Raw genomic sequence first — 20763 nt, 5'->3', positions numbered from 1 at the left:
GATACAACACAGTCACACAGGATTTATAACGACGACACCTACAAATGGTCGGTCAGGAAAAACCTGTTTTTTCTTCACGTTTTCTCGACGCGATAAGGCGAAAGCTCACCAAGCGCGATCATTTCGCTCAGCATACCCGCTCGCTCGACCTCCAGAAATTCGGAGACAGCATGCCGCAAACCGGTGTGCTGTATATGGTGAACGGAATAGGTCAGGCTGGGCACATAGCCACGCTGAATCTTGTGCTCGCCCTGCGCACCCGCCTCCACACGAGAAAGCCCATTTTCAATCGCAAAATCTATTGCCCTGTAATAACAGAGTTCAAAATGCAGAAAGGGCCACTCCCCGACACAGCCCCAGTTGCGGCCATAGAGCGTGTCAGCACCCAGCAGATTGAGCGCCCCTGCCACCGGCTGCCCGTCATGCTCGGCAATCATCAGCACGACCCGATCACCCAGACGTTCTGACAGGAGAGAAAAAAAGGACCGTGTCAGATAGGCACTACCCCATTTTTTATCCACTGTAGACTGATAAAAAACGAAAAAAGCATCCCACAAGGCTTCAGTAATCTCACTGCCGCGCACTGTGCGAAACACCAGTCCACACGCATTGGCGTCCCGTCTTTCCCGTCGGATCGCCTTGCGCTTGCGTGATGAAAGCGCCTCGAGAAATCCTTCAAAATCCTGATAACCACGATTGTGCCAGTGATATTGCAATCCCAGACGCTGCAACCAGCCGCCCTGTCCCAGCCGCTCGTATTCTGCTTCCGTGCAGAAGGTGACATGTGCCGAGGACAGATCCATCTCGCCACAGACCTGAACCAGCGCCTGCCCCAGCACGGACATTGTTCCGGAAGGCGCATCGGGTTTTAGCAAAAGTCGCGGTCCCGGCACCGGAGAAAAGGGAACGGCGACCTGTAGCTTGGGATAGTAATTGCCACCAGTCGCCTCGAATGCCCTTGCCCAGCCGTGATCAAAGACATACTCGCCGTAGGAATGCGCCTTCAGATAGGCGGGAGCCACGGCAACCAGTCGCCCACTCTCGTCATTCAGCGCAACATGACGCGGGAGCCAGCCGGTAAAGGACGTGGCCGAACCACTATCCTCCACGGCTGACAGAAAGGCGTGACTAACGAACGGATTTCCCTCTCCGGCGCAAGCATCCCACTCCTGAGCAGGAATGGCGGCAATCCGATCATGCAGGGAAACCGTCCATCCAGACATCAGCCGACCTCGAACAGACCTTCGACTTCAACCGGCGCATCCAGCGGCAGGGACGGCACACCGACCGTTGACCGCGCGTGACGTCCGGCATCTCCGAACACGGCGACTGCCAGATCGGACGCCCCATTCATGACACCTGCGTGCGCTGTAAATTCAGGTGCGCAGGAGATGAAGCCACCCAGACGCACCACACGCTTCACTTTCGACAGATCACCGATTTCCGCCTTGAGCTGTGCGAGAACATTGATCAGGCAGTATTTCGCGGCTTCCGTGCCGACTTCCAGCGAAACGGCAGCGCCAAGCTTGCCGGTAGCGAGCAGTTTGCCGTCCTTCAATGGCAACTGACCGGACACGACAACCAGCGAGCCGGTAAGGACAGTAGCCACATAGTTCGCAACCGGTGCGGCGGGTGTAGGCAGTTCGATGCCGAGGGCGGCGAGACGGGCTTCCGGAATGTCACTCATGATGATGTCCCTTGCTTCTGCTTAATTCAGACGTGTGCAGGGTGCCGTTCATGAGTTCAGGGGGCAAGGTGCTTTTTGCGCTGTATCGTTGCCTCACCAGCGATTGTGGACCCGTCGCGTTTCCATGAATCATCTCATGGCAAAAGGATCAATCACAGAATATTGGAGAAGCGCACATCCATCGCGGATATAAAGCTCGGTAAAACTATGCTTTGTCAGGAGTTGACCGGTAATAACACCAGACATTCCCACGCGCCCTTGTTGGTTGAATCAAGTGCGACATTACGCTGCGGCGTAGCAATCAGAAGACCATGACTGGACGAGATGGTCACGGACAGACCCGGACAAGACCATGTTTCGCCTGGACCGACCTTACTGCCAGAAAGATCGACCGTAAATGACTCCCCGTCAGGCGCTACCGTCCCGAGCATGACAACACCATTCCGTAAAACCAGAGGTTCGAGTTTGCCGCCGATTCGGACATAAATCCCAAGCCCATGGCCGTGCCGTCGTGCGATCACCGGCAACAATCCGTTATCGGGCCAGAAAGGTCGGACACCTTGAAAATGTCTGTTCTGCATATCCCATGCAAGCAGATAGCCATGATCGGTGACGAGTTGAAAATCTCCTGTATGCAGCGCGATTGGAAGAGGCGCATCCCCTCCTGCCTCAGGATAGATCGTCCGATATTTCAGAAAATTCGTGATCCGGCTTGCCAGATCAACAGCCTCGTCGGCGTAGCCGCGGATGGCCAGCATGAAATACAGAATGCCGTTGGCGCCATGATTCTGATAAATTTCTTCAGCACGTTTATGTCTGTCAACGTGCGGTGAAATGATCATGCGATAACAGAGCAATGGATGCTTGCGGACACATTGATGGAGTCTGGCAGCAATATTGTTTGGATGAGAGCGGCGGATCCGATTCATCAGAGTGGCTGTCGCAGCCGGCGTGTCTTCCGCGAGTGAATCGATTACACTCTTCATCATATCTGACCCGGCAATCGACACGCAGACAAGGTGCCCCGCATAGAACATGCGAGCAGGAGTGGCGGATGGAAGAGCCTTGAGGATAAGTTGGGCGTGTTCTTCGTCCGTGCTTTCTGCTGGATCCCATGCAACGACAATGCGCCCGTATTCATCCTCTGGCTTGATGCCCATCCCACGCATGTGGGGTTTGAAATTCTCGTCCAGATAGCGCTGCGGAACGTTACATTCCTCAGGATCCAGAGAAAATTTGGGCGACATCGCCAGAACCGCATGAGCCCTGAGCCTGCGGGCCTTTTTGATGGCCGTATGAGCGCCCATCGACATGCCCAGAACGATAATTTTTTCAAAACGGTCAAGAATAGGCTGGATGATTTCTATGGCCTGATCGACCTCCGGTGTCATGTACCAGTTGTCGATTTTGGCTGCGAACCCGATTGTCTCAATACGCTTCTTTTCCGAGACAGCTCGACCGAAATAATCATGAGTAGCAGTATTCGTCACGCCTGCCGGGCCGAACACCACAAGAAGATAGGGTGTTTCACCGGGTGTATGGTGAACGGCAAGATCTGCCCCATCAAACAGCATGACTAATCAGTCCATATACTTATAAATATTATTTCAAATAATACACTTAATTTTCTCAGAAAAACAATCTCATACACAAAAATATATTCAGTAAAAAAGCCGTTATATTATTATCATATTACAAACAATACCGATATCGCGTCAAAGTATGTCATTTGTAACGATGCGTATCACCCATACGATGACCCTCGTCATATTGCAGTCAAGAGTCCTCGCTCGCCATTCGAAGTCCCAACAGAGCACATCCCATAAGCAAGACCGACGAACGGCTTGCTTTTACCAATTCAGGACAAAAGCCTACCAAACAGCATTTTTTCAGATCAGGCGTGGAGCGCTCTATCCAACGCAACCCTGTCCTCTTCCAGCAACTGAACATCTGCTGGTTCAAACCCAAGGACACATCCATAAAAAGCGAGCTCAATCTGGAAAGCACGACGCAACGTGTCTTCACCGCGGAAACCATGCCCTTCGCCCACAAATTCCACCAGTGGGCAGGCAATGCCGTTTCGCTTTAGCGCAGCCACCATCGAACGGGCCTGTTCAGGCGGCACAACCGCATCATCCAGACCTTGCAGGAAAAGCACTGGCACCTGAATCCGGTCCGCCATGAACAACGGAGAACGCGCCCGATAGACCGCTTCGGCCTCCGGCCACGGTCCCACAAGACTGTCGAGATAACGCGCCTCAAACTTGTGCGTCTCTTCCGCCAGCGTGCGCAGATCGGTTACACCGTAAAGACTGGCTCCTGCCGCAAAGATATCCGAATTGGCCAGCGCCGACAGCACGGTCAGCCCCCCTGCGCTGGAACCACGCATGACAATCCGCTTCGGGTCAATTCGGCCGCTGGCCGCCATATGTGAGGCCGCCGCGATACAGTCCTCTACATCCCGCACACCCCACTGACCGTCCAGCCGCTCGCGATAGGCGCGCCCGAAACCGGTCGAACCGCTGTAATTCACATCCAGCACGGCGAAACCACGACTGGTCCACCACTGTACCTTGAACGAGAAACCTTCGGACGCACGAGCGGTCGGACCACCATGCGCAGTCACGATCATCGGCGGCAGTTCTCCCTCCGGCACGCAATACTGCGCGCTGGTGGGCGGATAGAAGAACGCCTGTCCTTCGGTGCCATCGGCAAGCGGAAACCGCACGCTCTCCGGCAATGCGATATCATCTTTTCCAAACGGCAGGGTCGTGGCGGCGCGCAGCACATGCGGCGTCTGCCCCGGTGCCCCCACAACAACAGAAGCGGCCCGATCCGGCGAACCATCCAGCCACGCAAACCGGTCTCCGAACGGGAGCGGACACTGCTCTGGCAGCCCCATCGTGACAGGCGTGACATCGCAACCAGAGGCTGCCCCCGGCGTCAGCATGAGCATCTGCGTCTGCCCGCCTTTCACCGCCAGAGCGAGGATGCGTCCATCCGGCAACAGGCTGTAGCTGCGTTGACCGAAAACCCAATGCGGCTGACCGATCTCAGCTTCGACCTCACAGACTGGCTCAGGCTCACCTCCGGCGAGAGCAAAGCGCCACAGTGTCCACCAGCCGTCCCGATCGGAAATGGCGAACAGGGTCTGCTCATCAGCCCATTGCGGCTCCGTCAGAGACTCCGGCCTCCCTGCTGGAGAGACACTTCCCCCAGCAAGAACCTTTCTGGAATGTGGATCGTCCAGCCGCATGACGCACAGCCGTGAATTCGTCCAGGGCATTGCCGGATGATCCCACTCGATCCAGGCAAGATGACTGCCATCGGGAGAGGGCGTCGGCGTGGAATAAAAATCCGCTCCCTGCGCGATAATGGTTTCAGCTCCATCGTTCAGGGAAATGGCGACGAGCGCGTCTTTAGGCTCCCCCTCCCCGCGATGATCTTCCCGGACGGCATAAACGCACGTCCCATCCGGAGAGAAAGAGAAACTGGCGTACCGCATGTCCTCGCCGAGCGCGAGGCGGCGTGGCTCCTCTGGTCCATCAATATCCAGCGTATAGACACCACCGTCGCGGCGATTGCTGAACACGATGGCGCGACCGGCCACGGCAAACGCGCCTCCGCCATATTCATGAACGCTGGTCGCCACATCGACATCCGGTGGCGTCACATCACGCGGTTCGGCTCCCTCTTGCCAGACGATCAGAGCAGTGCGCCCTTTCTCAGCAGGCCGCCGCTCAAGCCACAGCACGCTTTCCCCGCTCACGGCGACACCGGACAGGGTCACGGTTTTGCCCGCGGCAAGCGATGCCGTTACAGGCGAACGCCATGTTCCGCACGGGGCTGGCTGACGGTTCATGAAACCTCCATGGAGCAAAGACGTATCGGCTGATACTGATGTGCAGGGTTGACAGGAACCTGTCCAGACGGTTCCTGATGCGTTTCTGCAAGCTCCCGGGATATTTCGCCCTGTTACATTATCTTGACACGCTGCTATCCCATTACGGCTATAGCGTCATTGGACTGGTCGTCATGCTGGAAAGCATGGGGTTGCCTCTGCCTGCCGAAAGCATGCTCATCACGGCGTCCCTCTACAGTGCGGCCACGCATAAGCTCAGCATCTGGGGAATCGTGATTGCCGGAGTGAGCGGGGCGATCATGGGCGACAATCTCGGCTATCTGATCGGCAGGGAGCTTGGCTTTCGTTTCCTGCATCGCTTTGGAAAATATATCGGGCTATCTGCGGATCGGCTTCTGCTGGGACGATATATTTTTCGTCAACATGGCGGCATGGTCGTGTTTTTCGGACGCTTCATCGCGGTGCTGCGGGTTTTCATTGCCTTGCTGGCCGGAGCAAACCGGATGCACTGGCGCGCGTTTCTCCTGCATAATGCACTCGGCGGACTGTGCTGGGCAGGAGGATACTCACTCGGAGCGTACTATCTCGGGCATGAGGTCATGAAGGTTTCCGGACCGGTCGCCTGGGCCATTGCCGGGGTGACCGCACTGGCTGGCGTGAGCGTGTTTCTTTTTCTCAAGAAAAATGAACAGCGTTTGATCGCACAGGCCATGGAAGCCGCCAAAAATGACCGGGAACTCACCTTCGGTATGGAAAAGGAACTCTTACGTGACGGTGAGCAGCAGAATGACAAATGACACGATTGAGCGGCACACGGCTTTTCTCAACACATTGAACCGTCTTGACGGACGCACGGCGGTGGTAACGGGTGCGAACAGCGGTCTTGGTTTGGAGACGGCCTGCGGACTGGCGAGCCTTGGAGCGAAGGTCATTCTCGCGTCCCGTTCAGAAGAGCGCAACGCCGCTGCTCTTCGCATCCTGCAACAGCGCGTGCCGGGCGCTGCCGCCGAGACCGCTCCGCTTGATCTGGCATCTCTCGCTTCCATTGAGCGGTTTGCCAATACTCTGCGAGACTGCCTCACCTCTCTCGATATTCTGGTCAACAATGCCGGCGTCATGGCTCCTCCTGTCAGAAAGGAAACCGCTGACGGATTTGAGATGCAGTTCGGTGTGAACCATCTTGGCCATTTCGCCCTGACCGGTCGCCTGAAACCACTGCTGGAAGCGTCCCAGAAAGACGGCGGCGTCGTGGTGGCCGTGGCCAGTCTGGCAGCCTGGAAATCCCGTATCCACTTCGACGATCTCCAGTCCCGTCATCGCTATTCGCCGTTTGACGCCTACCGCCAGAGCAAGCTGGCGAATCTGCTGTTCGGTCAGGAACTGGCCCGTCGGTCCAGAAGTCTGGGATGGAAACTTCATGCCCGCATCGCTCACCCCGGCTGGTCGCAAACGCAGCTTGTGGTGAACGGTCCCGGCTCGGGAAAGCAGAACCTGTCCTCGTGGGTCATGGAAACCGGCGCCAAGGTGGCTTTTCGCTTGTTTGGGCAATCTGCCGCCTGTGGGGCTGAACCGTTCCTGTATGCCGCTGCGTCTCCTCTGGCTCATGACGGATGCTATTACGGTCCGGACGGCGCAGGCGAACGCACAGGCAAGACAGATCTGGCCATCGTTCCGCCGTCAGCGCACGATCCCCGTGTGGCGCGCCGCTTGTGGGAAGTGTCCGAGCGTCTGACGGGTGTGACGTTCGAATAGTCACTCTGGCCACTTGTTCGGCATATCACCTTTAGTCTGACGCGACTTTTGGGAAACCTTTTGAAATAGCATGTGGTCGGCTTGAAGGTTGAGACGCAAGCCTGAAACAATGTGTTGATAATGATAAAAGCTCTTGGGTTGTCGCCGTTTTTAAAAAGGTGACATGACCGCGGGCTTTTCGAAAAGCCTTCCCCGAAAACGCCCTCTCTCTTGCATCATTTTTCACAGGAAACGTGCCTGCGCCAACGAGAGAGCCGTCGCATCCAAACAGTCAGGAGGCACCATGATCCCGTTCTCCGTTCTTGACCTCTCCCTCATCACGCAGGGCGCGACACCCGCCGACGCCTATCGCAACACCCTAGACCTTGCGCGACAGGCGGATGCACTGGGATTCAGGCGCTACTGGCTGGCCGAACACCACTCCATGCCCGGGATCGCCTCCGCAGCGACCGCCATTCTCATCGGACAGGTCGCTGGAGTGACACAACAGATCCGGGTCGGCTCCGGTGGAATCATGCTGCCCAACCATTCTCCGCTGATTGTGGCGGAACAGTTCGGCACGCTCGAAACGCTGTTTCCCGGTCGGATTGATCTCGGACTGGGACGTGCACCCGGCGCAGACCAGCGCACAGCCATGGCGCTACGCAGAGATCCGCATGCACCAGACCGTTTTCCCGAAGATGTCGTAGAACTGCTGCATTATTTCGAACCGGCAGACAGTGCTTCCCATGCCGTCCGCGCCATCCCCGGATGCGGACTGCGTGTGCCCGTCTGGATCCTTGGCTCATCGCTATTTTCAGCCGTTCTCGCGGCGAAATTGGGCCTGCCTTACGCCTTCGCTTCGCATTTCGCGCCCGGTCAGATGGAAGAAGCGATTGCGCTCTACCGGCATCGTTTCGAACCATCGGATCGCTGCGACAAACCTCATGTCATGCTGACCGTGAACATGGTGCTGGCTGATGCCCCCGCTGAGGCCGGGGAGTTGGTCACATCGCTATATCAGTATTTTCTGGCGTTGCGGCGAGGGCGTCCCTCCACTTTTCCACCGCCAGACGCAGGGCTGGAAAGCAGGTTGCCACCGCAGGAACTGGCCATGTTGCAGCACACATTGTCCTGCACTTTTGCCGGCTCACAGGAAACGGTCCTGCCGCGCCTGACCGAGTTTCTTCAGCGTCATCGTCCCGATGAACTGATGATGGCCTTTCCACTTTACGACCATGCGGCCCGTCGACACTCTGTGGAACTGGCCGTCGGGCTGTCGTCACTTATGGATGTGGCTGTCTGAAGCTTTTTGAAAAAAGCTTCACCAAAAGCTTTCTTTATCTGCCGAAGGCTTACGAGGGGAAAGGCTGATCACTCGGCCAGCATGGGCCCCAGAGGACGACCGCCCAGTAGATGCACATGAAAATGCGGCACTTCCTGACCAGCGTTTTCACCGACATTGCCGATCAGGCGGTAGCCCGGCGCATCCAGATCGAACTTGCGGGCGATATCACCAATAGCGCGATTGAACGCGACAATTTCCTTGTCACTGGCACGCTGGCTGAAATCGGCAAATGAAATGTAAGGGCCTTTCGGAATCACCAGCACATGCACCGGCGCTTTCGGTGCGATGTCATGAAAGGCGAGAACCATATCGTCCTCGAACACCTTCTTGCAGGGAATTTCGCCGCGCAGGATCTTTGCGAAGATATTGTCGGGATCATATTTCCCGATGCCGCTTACCGCCATGTGAGTCTCCTTATCCCAGACAGGTCGTTACCCATTACTGACGCGGACGGGATGCCTTTTCCACAATGCCGCTCGTGCCTTCACGGCGCTGCAACTCAGTCCAGACCTCGGCAGGCGTCACACCCGCATCCACCCACAGAACGATCAGATGATAGAGCACATCAGCGCTCTCTCCGATCAGCTCCTGCGTGCGCCCGGCGACGGCTTCGATCAGACACTCAACGGCTTCTTCACCGAACTTCTGCGCCACCTTGCTCGTGCCGCGTGACAGCAGACGGGCGGAATGGCTTGTCGAAGGATCAATACCGCGACGGCTGAGGACCACGTCAAAGAGTCTGTCGAGAACAGACGCATCGATCTGACCGCTGTCCGGCTTCGGAAAGGCTGTCTGATCACCATTCAGGCTTTTGGACAGTTTTTTCAGGTCCGCCTGAGAAGGCACAGCCGCATCCGTCTTCTTCTGGGCCGCTTCAGCCTTGCTGCCCGTCCGCTGTTTCTTTGCGGTCGACTCTTTGGTCACGTTTTTCTTGGTTGGTGTCTTTGCCATGGTCTTCCCGGTCAGTAGCCGAAATCGAGTGTTTCAAGAGGTGGACGAACAGGCAACCCGGCGTCGGCCAGAGCCTGCTTCACCTGTGGAACGGTGAACTGCCCGAAATGAAAGACGCTGGCGGCCAGCAAACCCGTAGCGCCAGCCCGCGCACCTTCCACGAAATGCTCAAGAGCGCCAACGCCGCCAGACGCCACCACCGGCAGTCTGACAGCCGCATTCACAGCGCGCAGCAGATCAAGGTCAAAGCCGGAGCGCGTGCCGTCCCGATCCATTGAGGTCAGCAGGATTTCACCTGCCCCACGCGCCGCAACATCCCTGCACCAGTCCACCACATCAATGCCGGTCGGCGTGCGGCCACCGTGAGTATAGACTTCCCAACCGCCTTTTCCATCCGAACGGGCGTCAACGCCGACGACCACGCACTGACTGCCAAACTTGTTCGCAGCTTCGTTGATCAGTTCAGGACGTTTCACCGCCGCCGAGTTCATCGCGCATTTATCCGCACCCGCCAGCAGCAGCCGACGCATGTCGCCCGTCGTGCGCACGCCACCGCCCACCGTCAGTGGCAGGAAAATGCGTTCGGCCGTGCGACTGACCACATCCAGAATGGTGTCGCGATCTTCATGGCTGGCCGTAATGTCGAGAAAGGTCAGTTCATCCGCACCCGCCGCATCATAAACAGCAGCCTGCTCGACAGGATCACCGGCATCGCGAAGCGAGACGAAGTTGACGCCTTTCACCACGCGACCGTTTTTCACGTCCAGACAGGGGATGACGCGCAGTTTCAGCATCAGGACAGAACTCTCAACGCATCCGCCGGAGAGATGCGTCCGTCATAAAGCGCGCGTCCAACGATCACGCCCTCAATCCCCGGTGCATCAGCCGCAACGCGCCGCAGTGCCGCCAGATCATCGAGCGAACCAACACCACCACTGGCGATCACGGGAACAGAGACAGTCCGCGCCAGATTGGCTGTCTGTTCCAGATCCAGTCCCTGCAGCATGCCGTCGCGGGTAATCTCGGTGAAAATGATCGCTGCCACGCCCGCATCCTGCATCCGTAAGCCGAGATCGGTCGCCTGCATGTCGGACACTTCGGCCCAACCTTCCGTCGCGACAAGCCCCATACGGGCATCAATGCCTGCCACGATCCGTCCGGGGAACTGACGGCAGGCTTCTTTCACCAGTTCCGGGTTCTTCACGGCGACAGATCCCAAGATCACGCGGGAAATCCCGGCCTCCAGCCAGCTTTCGATCCCGGCCAGATCCCGCAGGCCGCCACCAAGCTGCACCGGCACTTTCGCGTTCGCCACAATCTGCTTCACGGCTTCACTGTTGGCGGAACGGCCAGCAAAAGCTCCGTTCAGATCCACGACATGCAACCAATGGAAACCCGCCGCACACCAGGCCCGCGCCTGTGCGCCCGGATCGTCCGAATAGACCGTGGCGTCGTCCATCTCGCCCCGGCGCAGGCGCACACAGGCACCGTCCTTGAGATCGATCGCAGGATAGAGGGTAAGAGGACGGGCGGTCATGTCGGCAGACTTTCCATGATCGGTTTCAGAAGACGCTCCGTTCTGCAGGAGACGGCTGTTTTCCTGAAGGCGCTTGACGAAATAATGCCCCCGCAGCATCTGGCCATCATCCAGCGCGTAATAGGGATTTGTTCCCCATTTCTCAAACCCGAGGCTCAGGAAAAGCGCGATGGCCCGGTTCTGGGATTCCCGCACATCCAGATTGAGGAACTGGTACCCCATCGCACGAGCGCCGTTGATGATTTCCTCAAGCAAAATGCGTCCGAGACCAGTGCCACGAGCATAAGGCGCAATGTGAAACTGTGTGACGCTGGCGTTCATCGCCTGCGCCTCATTGCTGCGGGAAGGCCGGACCAGCTGCGCCGATCCCACGATGATTCCGTCCTGCCGCGCCACGAACAGCAGCCGTTCCGGCACCAGCAGAATACCTCGGAAATAGCGCTCCAGCACGGAACGGCCCTGCGGCCTGACCCAGGCGAAACCGCCCCCTTCGAGAATGGACGCATCGACGCATTCGCATAGCGCCTGCAGGTCATCCTCGTTCAGCGCCTGAACGCGTTCGGCCGTCAGTCCGGGTGTGCTGCTACCGCCGCTCATCAGAGCGCTCCATCCGGCGTCCAGTGCAGGAAATTGGCCAGAATACGCAACCCGACCGTCTGGCTTTTCTCGACATGGAACTGCGTACCAGCCCTGTTGCCTCGCGCCACGATCGCCGGAACTGCGCCGCCGTAATCAGTCGTCGCCAGAAGTTCTTCCGGCATCGCTCCTGTCAGAGCATAGGAATGCACGAAATATCCGTGCGGTCGGTCGCCCAGCCCTTCCGTCAGCGGATGGGATCGGGAAAAGGCCAGTTCGTTCCAGCCCATCTGGGGCAGACGCAAACCCGGTGCTTCCATCGGCGCAATCTCGCCGCCGATCCAGCCAAGCCCGTCTGTCACACCATGTTCGAGGCCACGCTGCGCCATCAGCTGCATGCCCACGCAAATTCCAAGAAAAGGCGTCCCCCGGCCCACAGCCGTATCCAGAGCAGCCCGGAGCCCGTCAACGGCAGCCAGTCCTCTGGCGCAATCCGCGAACGCGCCCTGCCCCGGCAGGACAATCCGATCAGCCTCCAGAACCTGTGCGGGATCGTTGGTGATCACGACAGATGCCGACACTCCCGAGAGACGGGCGGCCTCTTCAAGAGCACGCGCAGCTGAAGCCAGATTGCCCCCGTCATAATCAATGACGACAACAGACTGATGACCCATCCGCACGATCACCCCCTCCTTGCGAAAGCGGTCGCAAACGGGTCGGGAATACGATCATCCGCTACCGGAGGCAACGTCGTCTGCCCCTCGGCCCGATCCATGTAGCGCAGAAGCGCCGTCTCATGATCCGGACCAACAACCGTACCGACTTCCCTGTATCCCTTGAGCCGAAGCTCCCATTCCATCAGCTCCGGACTGAACGCCGCCAGCGCGAAGCGGGCGGGAAACATCAGCGCGGGCACAATCCAGAGCTTTCCCAACAGGGCAGTCAGGATAACGGACGCCGAGAGAAAAAGACTCCCCACAATCCATGCGCCGGACCACATCAGGGCGATGCCCCCGAGAAACAGCACATTCCAGCGAAAGGTCTGCTGCACCAGCACGGGCAGACTGTCCTTTTTCCGTTTCTCAGGCACCCCTTCGCCGGGCAGCCAGACTGAAAAAGCCTTCACAGGACCCCCTTGGTGGACGGAATGACGCCCGCCGCCCGCTCATCAAATTCCACTGCCATGCGCAGCGCCCGCGCCGTCGCCTTGTAGGCGCTCTCAGCAATATGATGACTGTTGCGTCCGGTTTTCTGCGTCACATGCAGCGTGATCATGCTGGCCATGGCGAATGCCCGGAAAAATTCCTCGAACAGCTCCGTGTCCATGACCCCGATCTTTTCCGTAGGGAACACAACTGACCAGGCCAAAAACGGACGACCGGACAAATCCACCACGACTTCAGCGAGCGCCTCATCCAGAGGCACCAGCGCGTGACCGAACCGGCGCACCCCACGCTTGTCACCCAGCGCCTGTCGCACAGCCTGGCCAAGTGCGATACCGACATCTTCCACTGTATGATGGAAATCCACTTCCAGATCACCTTTCGCAGCGATCTCGATATCCAGCATTCCGTGCCGCGCCAGCGCCGTCAGCATGTGGTCAAAAAAACCAATGCCGGTATTGATCGAGGCTTCACCCTTGCCGTCCAGATTGACGGCAACACGGATGTCAGTCTCGGCGGTCACGCGATGCAGGGAGGCGGTACGGATTTCAGTCATGGGCGCTACTGATACAGGAGGAAGGTCAGAAACGCTATTGGTTCCCTCCGGTTTCTGTCCACTCCGCCGATGCTCCGTTGTGCGTATCGGGACATGCCCTACGGGTCCGAAAGAGTTTCAGCTGGCGTCCCGGAGATCGCCAAGAGACGCAATCAGTCTGGATGCCTGCATTTCCGGCATGGGGCGACCAAGAAGGAAGCCCTGCATTTCATCACACCCGTGCTCTGTCAGCATGGAAAGCTGAGCGCCGGTTTCGATCCCTTCCGCCGTCACCCGCAGCTTGAGCTTGTGACTCATCACGATGATGGATTCCACAATCGTCCAGGCATTGGGGTCATTGGTGATCTTGTTGATGAACGACCGGTCTACCTTCACCTTGTCGAAAGGGAAATTGTGTAGATAGGCAAGGCTTGAGTAACCGGTCCCGAAATCATCCAGAGCCACACGAACACCAAGCGCCCGCAGATCCCTGACCAGCGCCAGCGCCTTGGGCACGTCTTCCATCAGCAGCGTTTCGGTCACCTCAAGCTCAAGACGGGATGGCTCCAACCCTGTTTCCTCAAGGGTTCTCATCACGACATTGACCAGATCGACACGCTGGAACTGGGTCGGAGAGAGATTGACCGCAATGCTGATGTCCGACTGCCACCCGGCCGCCACCGTGCAGGCCTTCTTCAGCACCCATTCGCCCAGCGGCACGATCAGTCCTGTTTCCTCAGCCAGCGGAATAAAGCGATCCGGCGGAATCATCCCGCGATCCGGGTGAGGCCAACGCGCCAGCGCCTCAAAACCCGTAATGCCTCCGGAAACATCGAACAGCGGCTGATAATAGATCTGCAACTCATTCCGTCCCAGCGCGGCCCGCAGATCAAGCTCAAGATCATGCCGCTCCCGAACAGCCGTCTCCATGCCCGCCTGAAATTCGTAAACCTGCCCCTTACCCTTTATTTTCGCGTGATACATGGCGATATCAGCGTTTTTCAGAACCATCTGAGCCGTCTCACCGTCGCGCGGGCACAGGGCGACGCCGATACTGACCCCGACATAGACATCGTGCCCGGCCAGCGTGAAAGGCTGCCACAGACAGGCAATCAGCCTTTTGGCCAGTTGAAGGGCATCTTCCACATTCGCCACCGAACGCAGGACAATCACGAACTCATCGCCACCCAGACGGGCAAGATAGTCCGTATCCCGCAACTGCGCCTGAAAACGGACCGCGACTTCCTTGAGAAGCATATCGCCCGCATGATGCCCCAGCGAGTCGTTGACAGCCTTGAACCCGTCGAGATCAAGCCCAAGCACGGCAGCCATCAGACCATGCTTCAGGACGTGATCAATGACCTGACCCAGCACGTTCTCCAGACCCCGACGATTGGGGAGGGCCGTCAGCGTGTCATGCATCGCAAGATAACGGATGTAATCCTCTGCCGCCTTGCGCTCCGTCACGTCACGAATGGCGACCACCGTGGCCTGTCCATCCACATAAGGCACCTCGCGAGAGAGCACCTCCACAGGAATGCGTCGCCCGGCCGGTCCCAGCAGTTCAAGCTGCTCAGGCGCCGCCACCCGATCCGCCAGCGCAGCGGCCCCATCCTTCTTCGCGCCAAAACCACCCGCAAACAGATCCGGTACCTTCAGAAGCTTGATGTCATTCAGATCCAGCCCGGTCATTTCAAGAATGCTCTGATTGGCATCCATCACCACATTGTCACGACTGATCAGAATGCCTTCGAAAGTGCCATCAGCAAGATGGCGCACTCTCTCCCCTTCCCGCTGCTGGGATGTTGCCACGCGGATATCCAGCAGGGATGCGATACAGAGAAGGAACACCATCGCCAGACCACCCGACAGACACATGACGGACAGGGGAGAAAAGAGAGCGCTATCAGGTGTCTGGATCACCGTGAGCCACTGGTCGAACGGCAGAATGGACCCCATCGAGCCCAGCGGCACCAGAGCCAAGGTGAGCGCCAGAAGAATACTGGAGGTCAGACGTGGCCGCAGCGCCAGCGGATTGCCCAACTCCCAGAACGCAAAGGCGCACAGGGTCGCGCCGACAACCAGCACGCTCAGGACGGCGGAAAGATCATAGGCGAGCGTGGCGGGGCTGACCGTCGCCACCAGAATGTCAAAGGCTGAAAAGGCCATGCCAAACGCCAGCAGAGCGCCGGAGATGATGGCCGTTTTGATGGACCGTTTGACGTTCAGGTAAAGATAAGCCGCGCCGATCGCGAAGGTGAAGGTCAGCAGCCCCGTGATTTCCGTCGCAGGCTGAGGGAAATTCCAGAGCAGATTGGGGTAGGTCGACCAGAACGTATCAAAAAAGATCGTCAGGTCGGCAATCGAGATCACCAGCGAGAACAGCGGTATCCGAAGCTGCACCGACCATGTTTTTCTGGAGAGAAGGAAAATCGCGAGCGCAGCAAAAAGAAACGCCTGCAGAATCACCGTCATATGTGAACGAACGTGCTGCTCACTGAGAAGAAATGTAAACAGCCGTTCCATGCACAATCATTCCGCTCAAGGACACATCAATCTGTCCCGGACTGTCGCACGCACTCCTTAATGATCGTATAAGGTCAGGAGACAGTGGACTTAAAAAAGAGACAGCCTCCCGCTAGTGATTTTTCTGCACCAAAGCCTTTCGTGCAGAAAACCATCGACACCAGATCTCCTGAAACATAAAAATCCTGCACGAACGACGTTGGTGCAGAAAAAATGATTCTTAAAAACGCCGTCTGCATTTCGCTGGGCCACTCCTTTCGCGGCACCATCCAGCCGGACGGAAAGGCAGACACAGCCGTCGTACAGATGCGCGACATCACGCCGGAACGGACAATCGACTGGACCACCTGCATCCGCACGGAAATACCCGGACGCAAGGAGCCGGACTGGCTACAACCCGGCGACGTGCTGTTTCCCACCCGTGGCAGCCAGGTTTACGGCGTGACCGTGGATGCAACAGCCACTGACCGTGGATGCAACAGCCACACAGCAGAAAGCCGTCGCCGCACCGCACTTCCATGTGCTGCGCCCAGCGCGACAGGATCTTCTGCCCGAATGGCTGGCATGGTGGCTGGGACAGGGCCCCTGCCTCCGCCATTTCGAGCAGAACGCCCAGAGCTCCACCCAACTCCGCAATATCGCCCGCACCGTGCTGGAAACCTCGCCGCTCGTGATCCCGCCGCTGACGCAACAGAAAACCATCGTGGCGCTCGATCACGCCATGCAGCGCGAGCAGCATCTCTTTGAACGGATCATCACACAGAACAGGCAGACCATGACCGCCATTGCCGACGGACTCGCCTCCGCCCATACCAGCCGCATCCACTGATGCCGCCCCCCATTGAACAGGAGTTTTTCAGTGACCGAACAGATTTCACAGGACAGCATCAACCGGGCCTTATGGAGCGCCTGCGACACCTTCCGCGGCACCGTCAGCCCCGACACCTACCGTGATTACCTGCTGACCATGCTGTTCCTGAAATACATCTCCGACGTGTGGCAGGACCATTATGACACCTACCGAAAAGATTACGGCGACAACCCCGAACTGATCGAAGCCATGCTGCGGCAGGAGCGCTTTGTCCTGCCCAAAGGCACGGACTTCTATACGCTCTACAAGGAGCGCAACACGCCCGGAAACGGCGAACGCATCGACAAGGCCCTGCACGCCATCGAGGAAGCCAACGGCACCAAGCTGAAGGACGCAGGCAAGAGCGTCTTCCAGGACATCAGCTTCAACTCCGACAAGCTGGGCGATGAGAAGCAGAAGAACACCATTCTCCGCCACCTGCTGGAAGACTTCCACAAGCCCGACCTCAACCTCCGCCCCTCCCGCGTCGGCAATAAGGACGTGATCGGTAACAGCTACGAATTCCTGATCAAGAACTTCGCCGCCAGCGGCGGACAGAAAGCCGGAGAGTTCTATACCCCGCCGGAAGTCAGCGAACTGCTGGCCCGTCTGCTTGCCCCCAAACCGGGCGATAAAATCTGCGACCCGGCCTGCGGCTCGGCGTCCCTGCTCATGAAATGCGGACGGCAGATCACGCAGAACCATAACGGCAGCAAGGATTACGAACTGCTCGGACAGGAAGCTATCGGCTCCACATGGTCCTTCGCCAAGATGAACATGTTCCTGCACGGCGAGGACAATCATCGCATCGAATGGGGCGATACCATCCGCAACCCCAAGCTGCTGGACAGCAAAGGCCATCTGATGCGGTTTGACGTGGTGACGGCCAACCCGCCCTTCAGCCTCGATAAATGGGGCCATGACGAAGCCGAACACGACCCGTATCACCGTTTCGCCCGCGGCGTGCCGCCCAAGGCTAAGGGGGATTACGCCTTTATCCTGCACATGCTTTCCACTGTAAAGGAGCGCACGGGCCGTATGGGCGTGGTGGTGCCGCATGGTGTGCTGTTCCGCGGCAGTTCGGAAGGCAAGATCCGCCAGAAGCTGATTGAGGAAAACCTGCTGGACGCCGTGATCGGCCTACCGGAAAAGCTGTTCTTCGGCACGGGGATTCCAGCCGCCATCCTGATCTTCCGCAAGGATCGCAAGACGAAGGACGTTCTGTTTATCGACGCCAGCCGCGACTTCCGGGCGGGCAAGAACCAGAATGTACTAACTGAAGAGAATATCACGAAGATTGTGGACACCTACCGCGCCCGCAAGGACGTAGACAAATACGCCCACCTCGCCACGCCGGATGAGATCAGAGAGAACGACTACAATCTGAACATTCCACGCTATGTCGATACATTTGAGGAAGAAGACGAAATCGATCTTGTGGCTATCCGGAAAGAGCGGGTGAAGATCAGGGCCGAACTGGACAGGCTGGAAACGCAGATGGAGGCTTATCTGAAGGAGCTGGGTTATGCTTCCTGAGGGATGGAAATTATCATGCTTGGGTGATGCTTGTTCTGGAGAACTCCAAACCGGTCCATTTGGTAGTCAACTCCATGCGCATGAATATATTGAACATGGCATTTCTGTACTAATGCCAAAAGATTTAATTAAATATCGTGCTAACATTAAAACCGCTGCGAAAATTTCCGTAGAAAAATCCAAAGAATTAAAACGTCATCGTCTTAAATTTGGCGATATATTGTTCAGTAGGCGGGGTGATGTCGCACGCCTAGCGTTAATTGACGGCATGTCTGAGGGATCTTTATGTGGAACTGGATGCTTACGTGCACGACCATCCACAAAAGCTTTTCCGGATTTTTTATTCTTTTTTCTTCAATTGCCAACAATCAAATCTTGGCTCGAACACAATGCTGTTGGGCAAACAATGCCTAATATGAATACGGAGATATTATATGAATTACCACTAATCCTCCCTCCTCTCCCCGAACAGAAGAAGATCGCGGCGATCCTCTCGACGTGGGATCGTGCGATTGAGGGAACGGAGAAACTTCTGGCCAACAGCCAGCAACAGAAAAAAGCCCTCATGCAGCAACTCCTCACAGGCAAAAAACGCCTACCGGGATTCACGGAGGAGTGGAAACCTTCTCCAGTATCGTCGTTCATTAAAGAAAGCCGAATCGCTGGAAATTCGGGAGATATTGCAAGGAAAATAACAATTAAACTTTATGGGAAAGGAGTTTTTCCAAAAGAAGAAAAGCGGGAAGGAAGTGAGTCAACAAAATACTACAAAAGAAAATCCGGTCAGTTCATTTACAGTAAGCTGGACTTTCTGAATGGGGCTTTTGGCATTATTCCATCAAAACTGGATGGATACGAGTCAACCCTTGATCTTCCAGCTTTTGATTTTTTGCCTGCCGTCAACAGCCAATGGTTTATATATTATGTATCGAGAGAAGAATTTTACTCCGCCAATCTGGGTCTGGCAAATGGCGGCAGAAAAGCACGGCGTGTCAATCCTGTAGACTTACTCCGTATTATCATCCCAACTCCCCCCCTTCCCGAACAAAAAGCCATCGCTGCCATCCTGACCACAGCGGAAGAGGAAATCGCTACCATCAAATCCAATCTCTCCCGTCTGCGTGACGAGAAAAAGGCCCTGATGCAGCAGCTTCTCACCGGCAAGCGTCGGGTAAAGGTCGATCAAGAAATTTCAGACACAGGATTGTAAAATCATGTCGTCCAGACCCAAATTTCAGGAAGAATACAGTGCCAAGCTCCCTGCTCTGGCGCTGCTTGGCACGCTGGGCTGGCGGTTTCTGCCGCCGTCCGAGGCGTTGGCCCTGCGAGACGGCAAAAAGAGCGCCGTGGTGCTGGACACACTCCTGCGTTCTGAACTGAAAAAGCGCCGCTTCAGCTTTGAAGGGTCTGAATACGCCCTGTCCGACAAGGGCATCGACATGCTGATCGCGCGTGTCACGCATCCGGATTTTGTCTCCGGTCTGCGTGACGCCAACGAAAAGATGACGACGCATCTGTTATTCGGCATCGCCATCACCGAGTTTATCGACGGACGCAAGGCCAACCCGACCATATCCCTCATCGACTGGCAGAACCCGCAGAACAACAGTTTTACGTTCACGGAAGAATTCAGTGTCCTGCGCACGGATCTGACGCAGACACGCCGTCCGGATATCGTGTGTTTTGTCAACGGGATTCCTCTGGCGGTGATCGAGGCCAAGCGCCCGGATGGACAGTCGGGAAAAGGCCCGACGGTGGAAGCCGGAATTTCCCAGACTCTTCGCAATCAGCGCAAGGACGAAATTCCGCAGCTTTTCGCCTACAGCCAGCTTCTGCTGTCTATCAACGGCCATCAGGGCCGTTATGGCACCTGCTGCACGCCGAAAAAATTCTGGGCCGTGTGGAAGGAGGAAGACATTCCCGAAGAGCGGATGCGCGATCTCAAGAACACGCCGCTCTCGGCAGCGCAGAAAGACCTCCTGTTTGCCGAACGCAAGGCGGAGGCCCGGATGTGGTTCGAGGACTGGGCGTCCCGTCCGCTACATCTCACGGATCAGGACCGTCTGCTGATCGGCCTGCTCTCGCCGGAACGACTGCTGGACATGGCGCGGTTCTTCACGCTGTTTGACAGAAAGAATGGCAAGATCGTTGCGCGGTATCAGCAGGTATTCAGCATCAAGCGGCTACTGGAACGCATCAAGTCCCGCCGCAGCGATGGCGGGCGCGAGGGTGGTGTGGTCTGGCACACCACGGGATCGGGCAAGTCCTTTACGATGGTGTTCCTCAGCCGGGCGCTGGTTCTGGATGATGAGCTGAAGCAGTGCCGTATTCTTGTTGTGACGGACCGCAAGGATCTGGAACGTCAGTTGAGCGCGACCTTCGCCACCGGCGGAGAGCTTGCGGACAAGAAGGACAAGGAGGAGGCGCTGGCCACCTCGGGCCGCCGTCTGGCGCAGCAGAT

Annotated in this window: 20 protein-coding genes; 7 read left to right on the top strand and 13 right to left on the bottom strand. The window is 57.1% G+C overall.

Translation table 11 applies throughout. From position 1 onward, the window contains the following. Positions 1-74: 74 nt before the first annotated feature. The 4 genes from B3759_RS04320 to B3759_RS04305 all read right to left on the bottom strand — a co-directional run bounded on the left by B3759_RS04320 (position 75) and on the right by B3759_RS04305 (position 5549). Complete coding sequence (locus B3759_RS04320; protein ID WP_291363955.1) at positions 75-1223, bottom strand: GNAT family N-acetyltransferase; 1149 nt, start codon at positions 1221-1223, stop codon at positions 75-77. Further along, complete coding sequence (locus B3759_RS04315) at positions 1223-1687, bottom strand: RidA family protein (protein WP_291363953.1); 465 nt, start codon at positions 1685-1687, stop codon at positions 1223-1225. The genes B3759_RS04320 and B3759_RS04315 overlap by 1 nt, the downstream gene beginning before the upstream one ends. Positions 1688-1902: 215 nt before the next feature. After that, positions 1903-3261 carry a hypothetical protein gene (locus B3759_RS04310; protein WP_291363951.1) on the bottom strand — a complete coding sequence of 453 codons (1359 nt, stop codon included), beginning with the start codon at positions 3259-3261 and terminating at the stop codon, positions 1903-1905. A 320-nt stretch (positions 3262-3581) separates the two neighbouring features. Next, a complete protein-coding gene (locus tag B3759_RS04305; RefSeq protein ID WP_291363949.1) occupies positions 3582-5549 on the bottom strand; it encodes a S9 family peptidase in 1968 nt (655 codons plus the stop codon). Positions 5550-5626: 77 nt separating this feature from the next. Here B3759_RS04305 and B3759_RS04300 point away from each other — a divergent pair, with 77 nt between their 5' ends. The 3 genes from B3759_RS04300 (at position 5627) to B3759_RS04290 (ending at position 8586) form a co-directional block, all read left to right on the top strand. Beyond that, on the top strand, positions 5627-6346 hold the full coding sequence (locus B3759_RS04300; RefSeq protein ID WP_291363947.1) for a DedA family protein: 720 nt from the start codon (positions 5627-5629) through the stop codon (positions 6344-6346). Further along, positions 6336-7301 (top strand): SDR family oxidoreductase, encoded by a 966-nt coding sequence (locus B3759_RS04295; protein WP_291363945.1) that lies wholly within the window; start codon positions 6336-6338, stop codon positions 7299-7301. The genes B3759_RS04300 and B3759_RS04295 overlap by 11 nt, the downstream gene beginning before the upstream one ends. A gap of 283 nt (positions 7302-7584) precedes the next feature. Beyond that, complete coding sequence (locus tag B3759_RS04290; RefSeq protein ID WP_291363943.1) at positions 7585-8586, top strand: LLM class flavin-dependent oxidoreductase; 1002 nt, start codon at positions 7585-7587, stop codon at positions 8584-8586. A gap of 68 nt (positions 8587-8654) precedes the next feature. Here the strand turns inward: B3759_RS04290 and B3759_RS04285 are convergent, their stop codons facing one another. The 9 genes from B3759_RS04285 to B3759_RS04245 form a co-directional block, all read right to left on the bottom strand. Continuing rightward, positions 8655-9032, bottom strand: a complete 378-nt coding sequence (locus B3759_RS04285) for a histidine triad nucleotide-binding protein (protein WP_291363941.1) — start codon at positions 9030-9032, stop codon at positions 8655-8657. A 34-nt stretch (positions 9033-9066) separates the two neighbouring features. After that, complete coding sequence (locus B3759_RS04280) at positions 9067-9579, bottom strand: phosphoribosyl-ATP diphosphatase (protein WP_291363940.1); 513 nt, start codon at positions 9577-9579, stop codon at positions 9067-9069. Positions 9580-9590: 11 nt separating this feature from the next. Continuing rightward, complete coding sequence (gene hisF / locus B3759_RS04275; RefSeq protein WP_010667340.1) at positions 9591-10373, bottom strand: imidazole glycerol phosphate synthase subunit HisF; 783 nt, start codon at positions 10371-10373, stop codon at positions 9591-9593. Further along, positions 10373-11713 (bottom strand): 1-(5-phosphoribosyl)-5-[(5-phosphoribosylamino)methylideneamino]imidazole-4-carboxamide isomerase, encoded by a 1341-nt coding sequence (hisA, locus tag B3759_RS04270; protein ID WP_291363937.1) that lies wholly within the window; start codon positions 11711-11713, stop codon positions 10373-10375. Before hisA ends, hisF begins: the two co-directional genes overlap by 1 nt. Then, the gene (hisH, locus tag B3759_RS04265) at positions 11713-12366 is read right to left on the bottom strand and encodes an imidazole glycerol phosphate synthase subunit HisH (RefSeq protein WP_291364007.1); all 654 of its coding nucleotides are present in this window, start codon (positions 12364-12366) and stop codon (positions 11713-11715) included. Before hisH ends, hisA begins: the two co-directional genes overlap by 1 nt. Positions 12367-12374: 8 nt before the next feature. After that, positions 12375-12818: a hypothetical protein gene (locus B3759_RS04260; protein ID WP_291363935.1), complete on the bottom strand. Its 444-nt coding sequence runs from the start codon at positions 12816-12818 to the stop codon at positions 12375-12377. Continuing rightward, positions 12815-13411, bottom strand: a complete 597-nt coding sequence (gene hisB / locus B3759_RS04255) for an imidazoleglycerol-phosphate dehydratase HisB (RefSeq protein ID WP_010667344.1) — start codon at positions 13409-13411, stop codon at positions 12815-12817. The genes B3759_RS04260 and hisB overlap by 4 nt, the downstream gene beginning before the upstream one ends. Positions 13412-13528: 117 nt before the next feature. Next, complete coding sequence (locus tag B3759_RS04250; RefSeq protein ID WP_291363931.1) at positions 13529-15916, bottom strand: putative bifunctional diguanylate cyclase/phosphodiesterase; 2388 nt, start codon at positions 15914-15916, stop codon at positions 13529-13531. Positions 15917-15990: 74 nt separating this feature from the next. Continuing rightward, on the bottom strand, positions 15991-16275 hold the full coding sequence (locus B3759_RS04245; RefSeq protein WP_291363929.1) for a hypothetical protein: 285 nt from the start codon (positions 16273-16275) through the stop codon (positions 15991-15993). Between the two features lie 92 nt (positions 16276-16367). On the opposite strand from B3759_RS04245, the gene B3759_RS04240 reads away from it, so the two are divergent. From B3759_RS04240 to B3759_RS04225, 4 genes are all read left to right on the top strand, one after another. After that, positions 16368-16745: a hypothetical protein gene (locus B3759_RS04240; protein ID WP_291363927.1), complete on the top strand. Its 378-nt coding sequence runs from the start codon at positions 16368-16370 to the stop codon at positions 16743-16745. Positions 16746-16775: 30 nt separating this feature from the next. After that, complete coding sequence (locus B3759_RS04235) at positions 16776-18302, top strand: type I restriction-modification system subunit M (RefSeq protein ID WP_291363925.1); 1527 nt, start codon at positions 16776-16778, stop codon at positions 18300-18302. Further along, the gene (locus B3759_RS04230; RefSeq protein ID WP_291363923.1) at positions 18292-19512 is read left to right on the top strand and encodes a restriction endonuclease subunit S; all 1221 of its coding nucleotides are present in this window, start codon (positions 18292-18294) and stop codon (positions 19510-19512) included. Before B3759_RS04235 ends, B3759_RS04230 begins: the two co-directional genes overlap by 11 nt. 4 nt (positions 19513-19516) lie before the next feature. Further along, positions 19517-20763, top strand: a 1247-nt coding sequence (locus B3759_RS04225; protein WP_291363921.1) for a type I restriction endonuclease, incomplete at its 3' end; no start/stop codon positions are given.

This window comes from Acetobacter sp. UBA5411 (assembly GCF_002409645.1).
In the GTDB taxonomy this organism is placed as follows: Bacteria; Pseudomonadota; Alphaproteobacteria; order Acetobacterales; family Acetobacteraceae; genus Acetobacter.
Note: the sequence above shows the minus strand (reverse complement) of the source record. Positions and strands in the feature narration are given on the sequence as shown.

Bases quoted from the DNA above. Each gene is read 5' to 3' on its own strand.
- B3759_RS04320 (WP_291363955.1), bottom strand. From the start codon at position 1,223: ATGTCTGGATGGACGGTTTCCCTGCATGATCGGATTGCCGCCATTCCT.
- B3759_RS04315 (WP_291363953.1), bottom strand. From the start codon at position 1,687: ATGAGTGACATTCCGGAAGCCCGTCTCGCCGCCCTCGGCATCGAACTG.
- B3759_RS04310 (WP_291363951.1), bottom strand. From the start codon at position 3,261: ATGCTGTTTGATGGGGCAGATCTTGCCGTTCACCATACACCCGGTGAA.
- B3759_RS04305 (WP_291363949.1), bottom strand. From the start codon at position 5,549: ATGAACCGTCAGCCAGCCCCGTGCGGAACATGGCGTTCGCCTGTAACG.
- B3759_RS04300 (WP_291363947.1), top strand. From the start codon at position 5,627: ATGCGTTTCTGCAAGCTCCCGGGATATTTCGCCCTGTTACATTATCTT.
- B3759_RS04295 (WP_291363945.1), top strand. From the start codon at position 6,336: ATGACAAATGACACGATTGAGCGGCACACGGCTTTTCTCAACACATTG.
- B3759_RS04290 (WP_291363943.1), top strand. From the start codon at position 7,585: ATGATCCCGTTCTCCGTTCTTGACCTCTCCCTCATCACGCAGGGCGCG.
- B3759_RS04285 (WP_291363941.1), bottom strand. From the start codon at position 9,032: ATGGCGGTAAGCGGCATCGGGAAATATGATCCCGACAATATCTTCGCA.
- B3759_RS04280 (WP_291363940.1), bottom strand. From the start codon at position 9,579: ATGGCAAAGACACCAACCAAGAAAAACGTGACCAAAGAGTCGACCGCA.
- hisF (WP_010667340.1), bottom strand. From the start codon at position 10,373: ATGCTGAAACTGCGCGTCATCCCCTGTCTGGACGTGAAAAACGGTCGC.
- hisA (WP_291363937.1), bottom strand. From the start codon at position 11,713: ATGAGCGGCGGTAGCAGCACACCCGGACTGACGGCCGAACGCGTTCAG.
- hisH (WP_291364007.1), bottom strand. From the start codon at position 12,366: ATGGGTCATCAGTCTGTTGTCGTCATTGATTATGACGGGGGCAATCTG.
- hisB (WP_010667344.1), bottom strand. From the start codon at position 13,411: ATGACTGAAATCCGTACCGCCTCCCTGCATCGCGTGACCGCCGAGACT.
- B3759_RS04250 (WP_291363931.1), bottom strand. From the start codon at position 15,916: ATGGAACGGCTGTTTACATTTCTTCTCAGTGAGCAGCACGTTCGTTCA.
- B3759_RS04240 (WP_291363927.1), top strand. From the start codon at position 16,368: ATGCAACAGCCACTGACCGTGGATGCAACAGCCACACAGCAGAAAGCC.
- B3759_RS04230 (WP_291363923.1), top strand. From the start codon at position 18,292: ATGCTTCCTGAGGGATGGAAATTATCATGCTTGGGTGATGCTTGTTCT.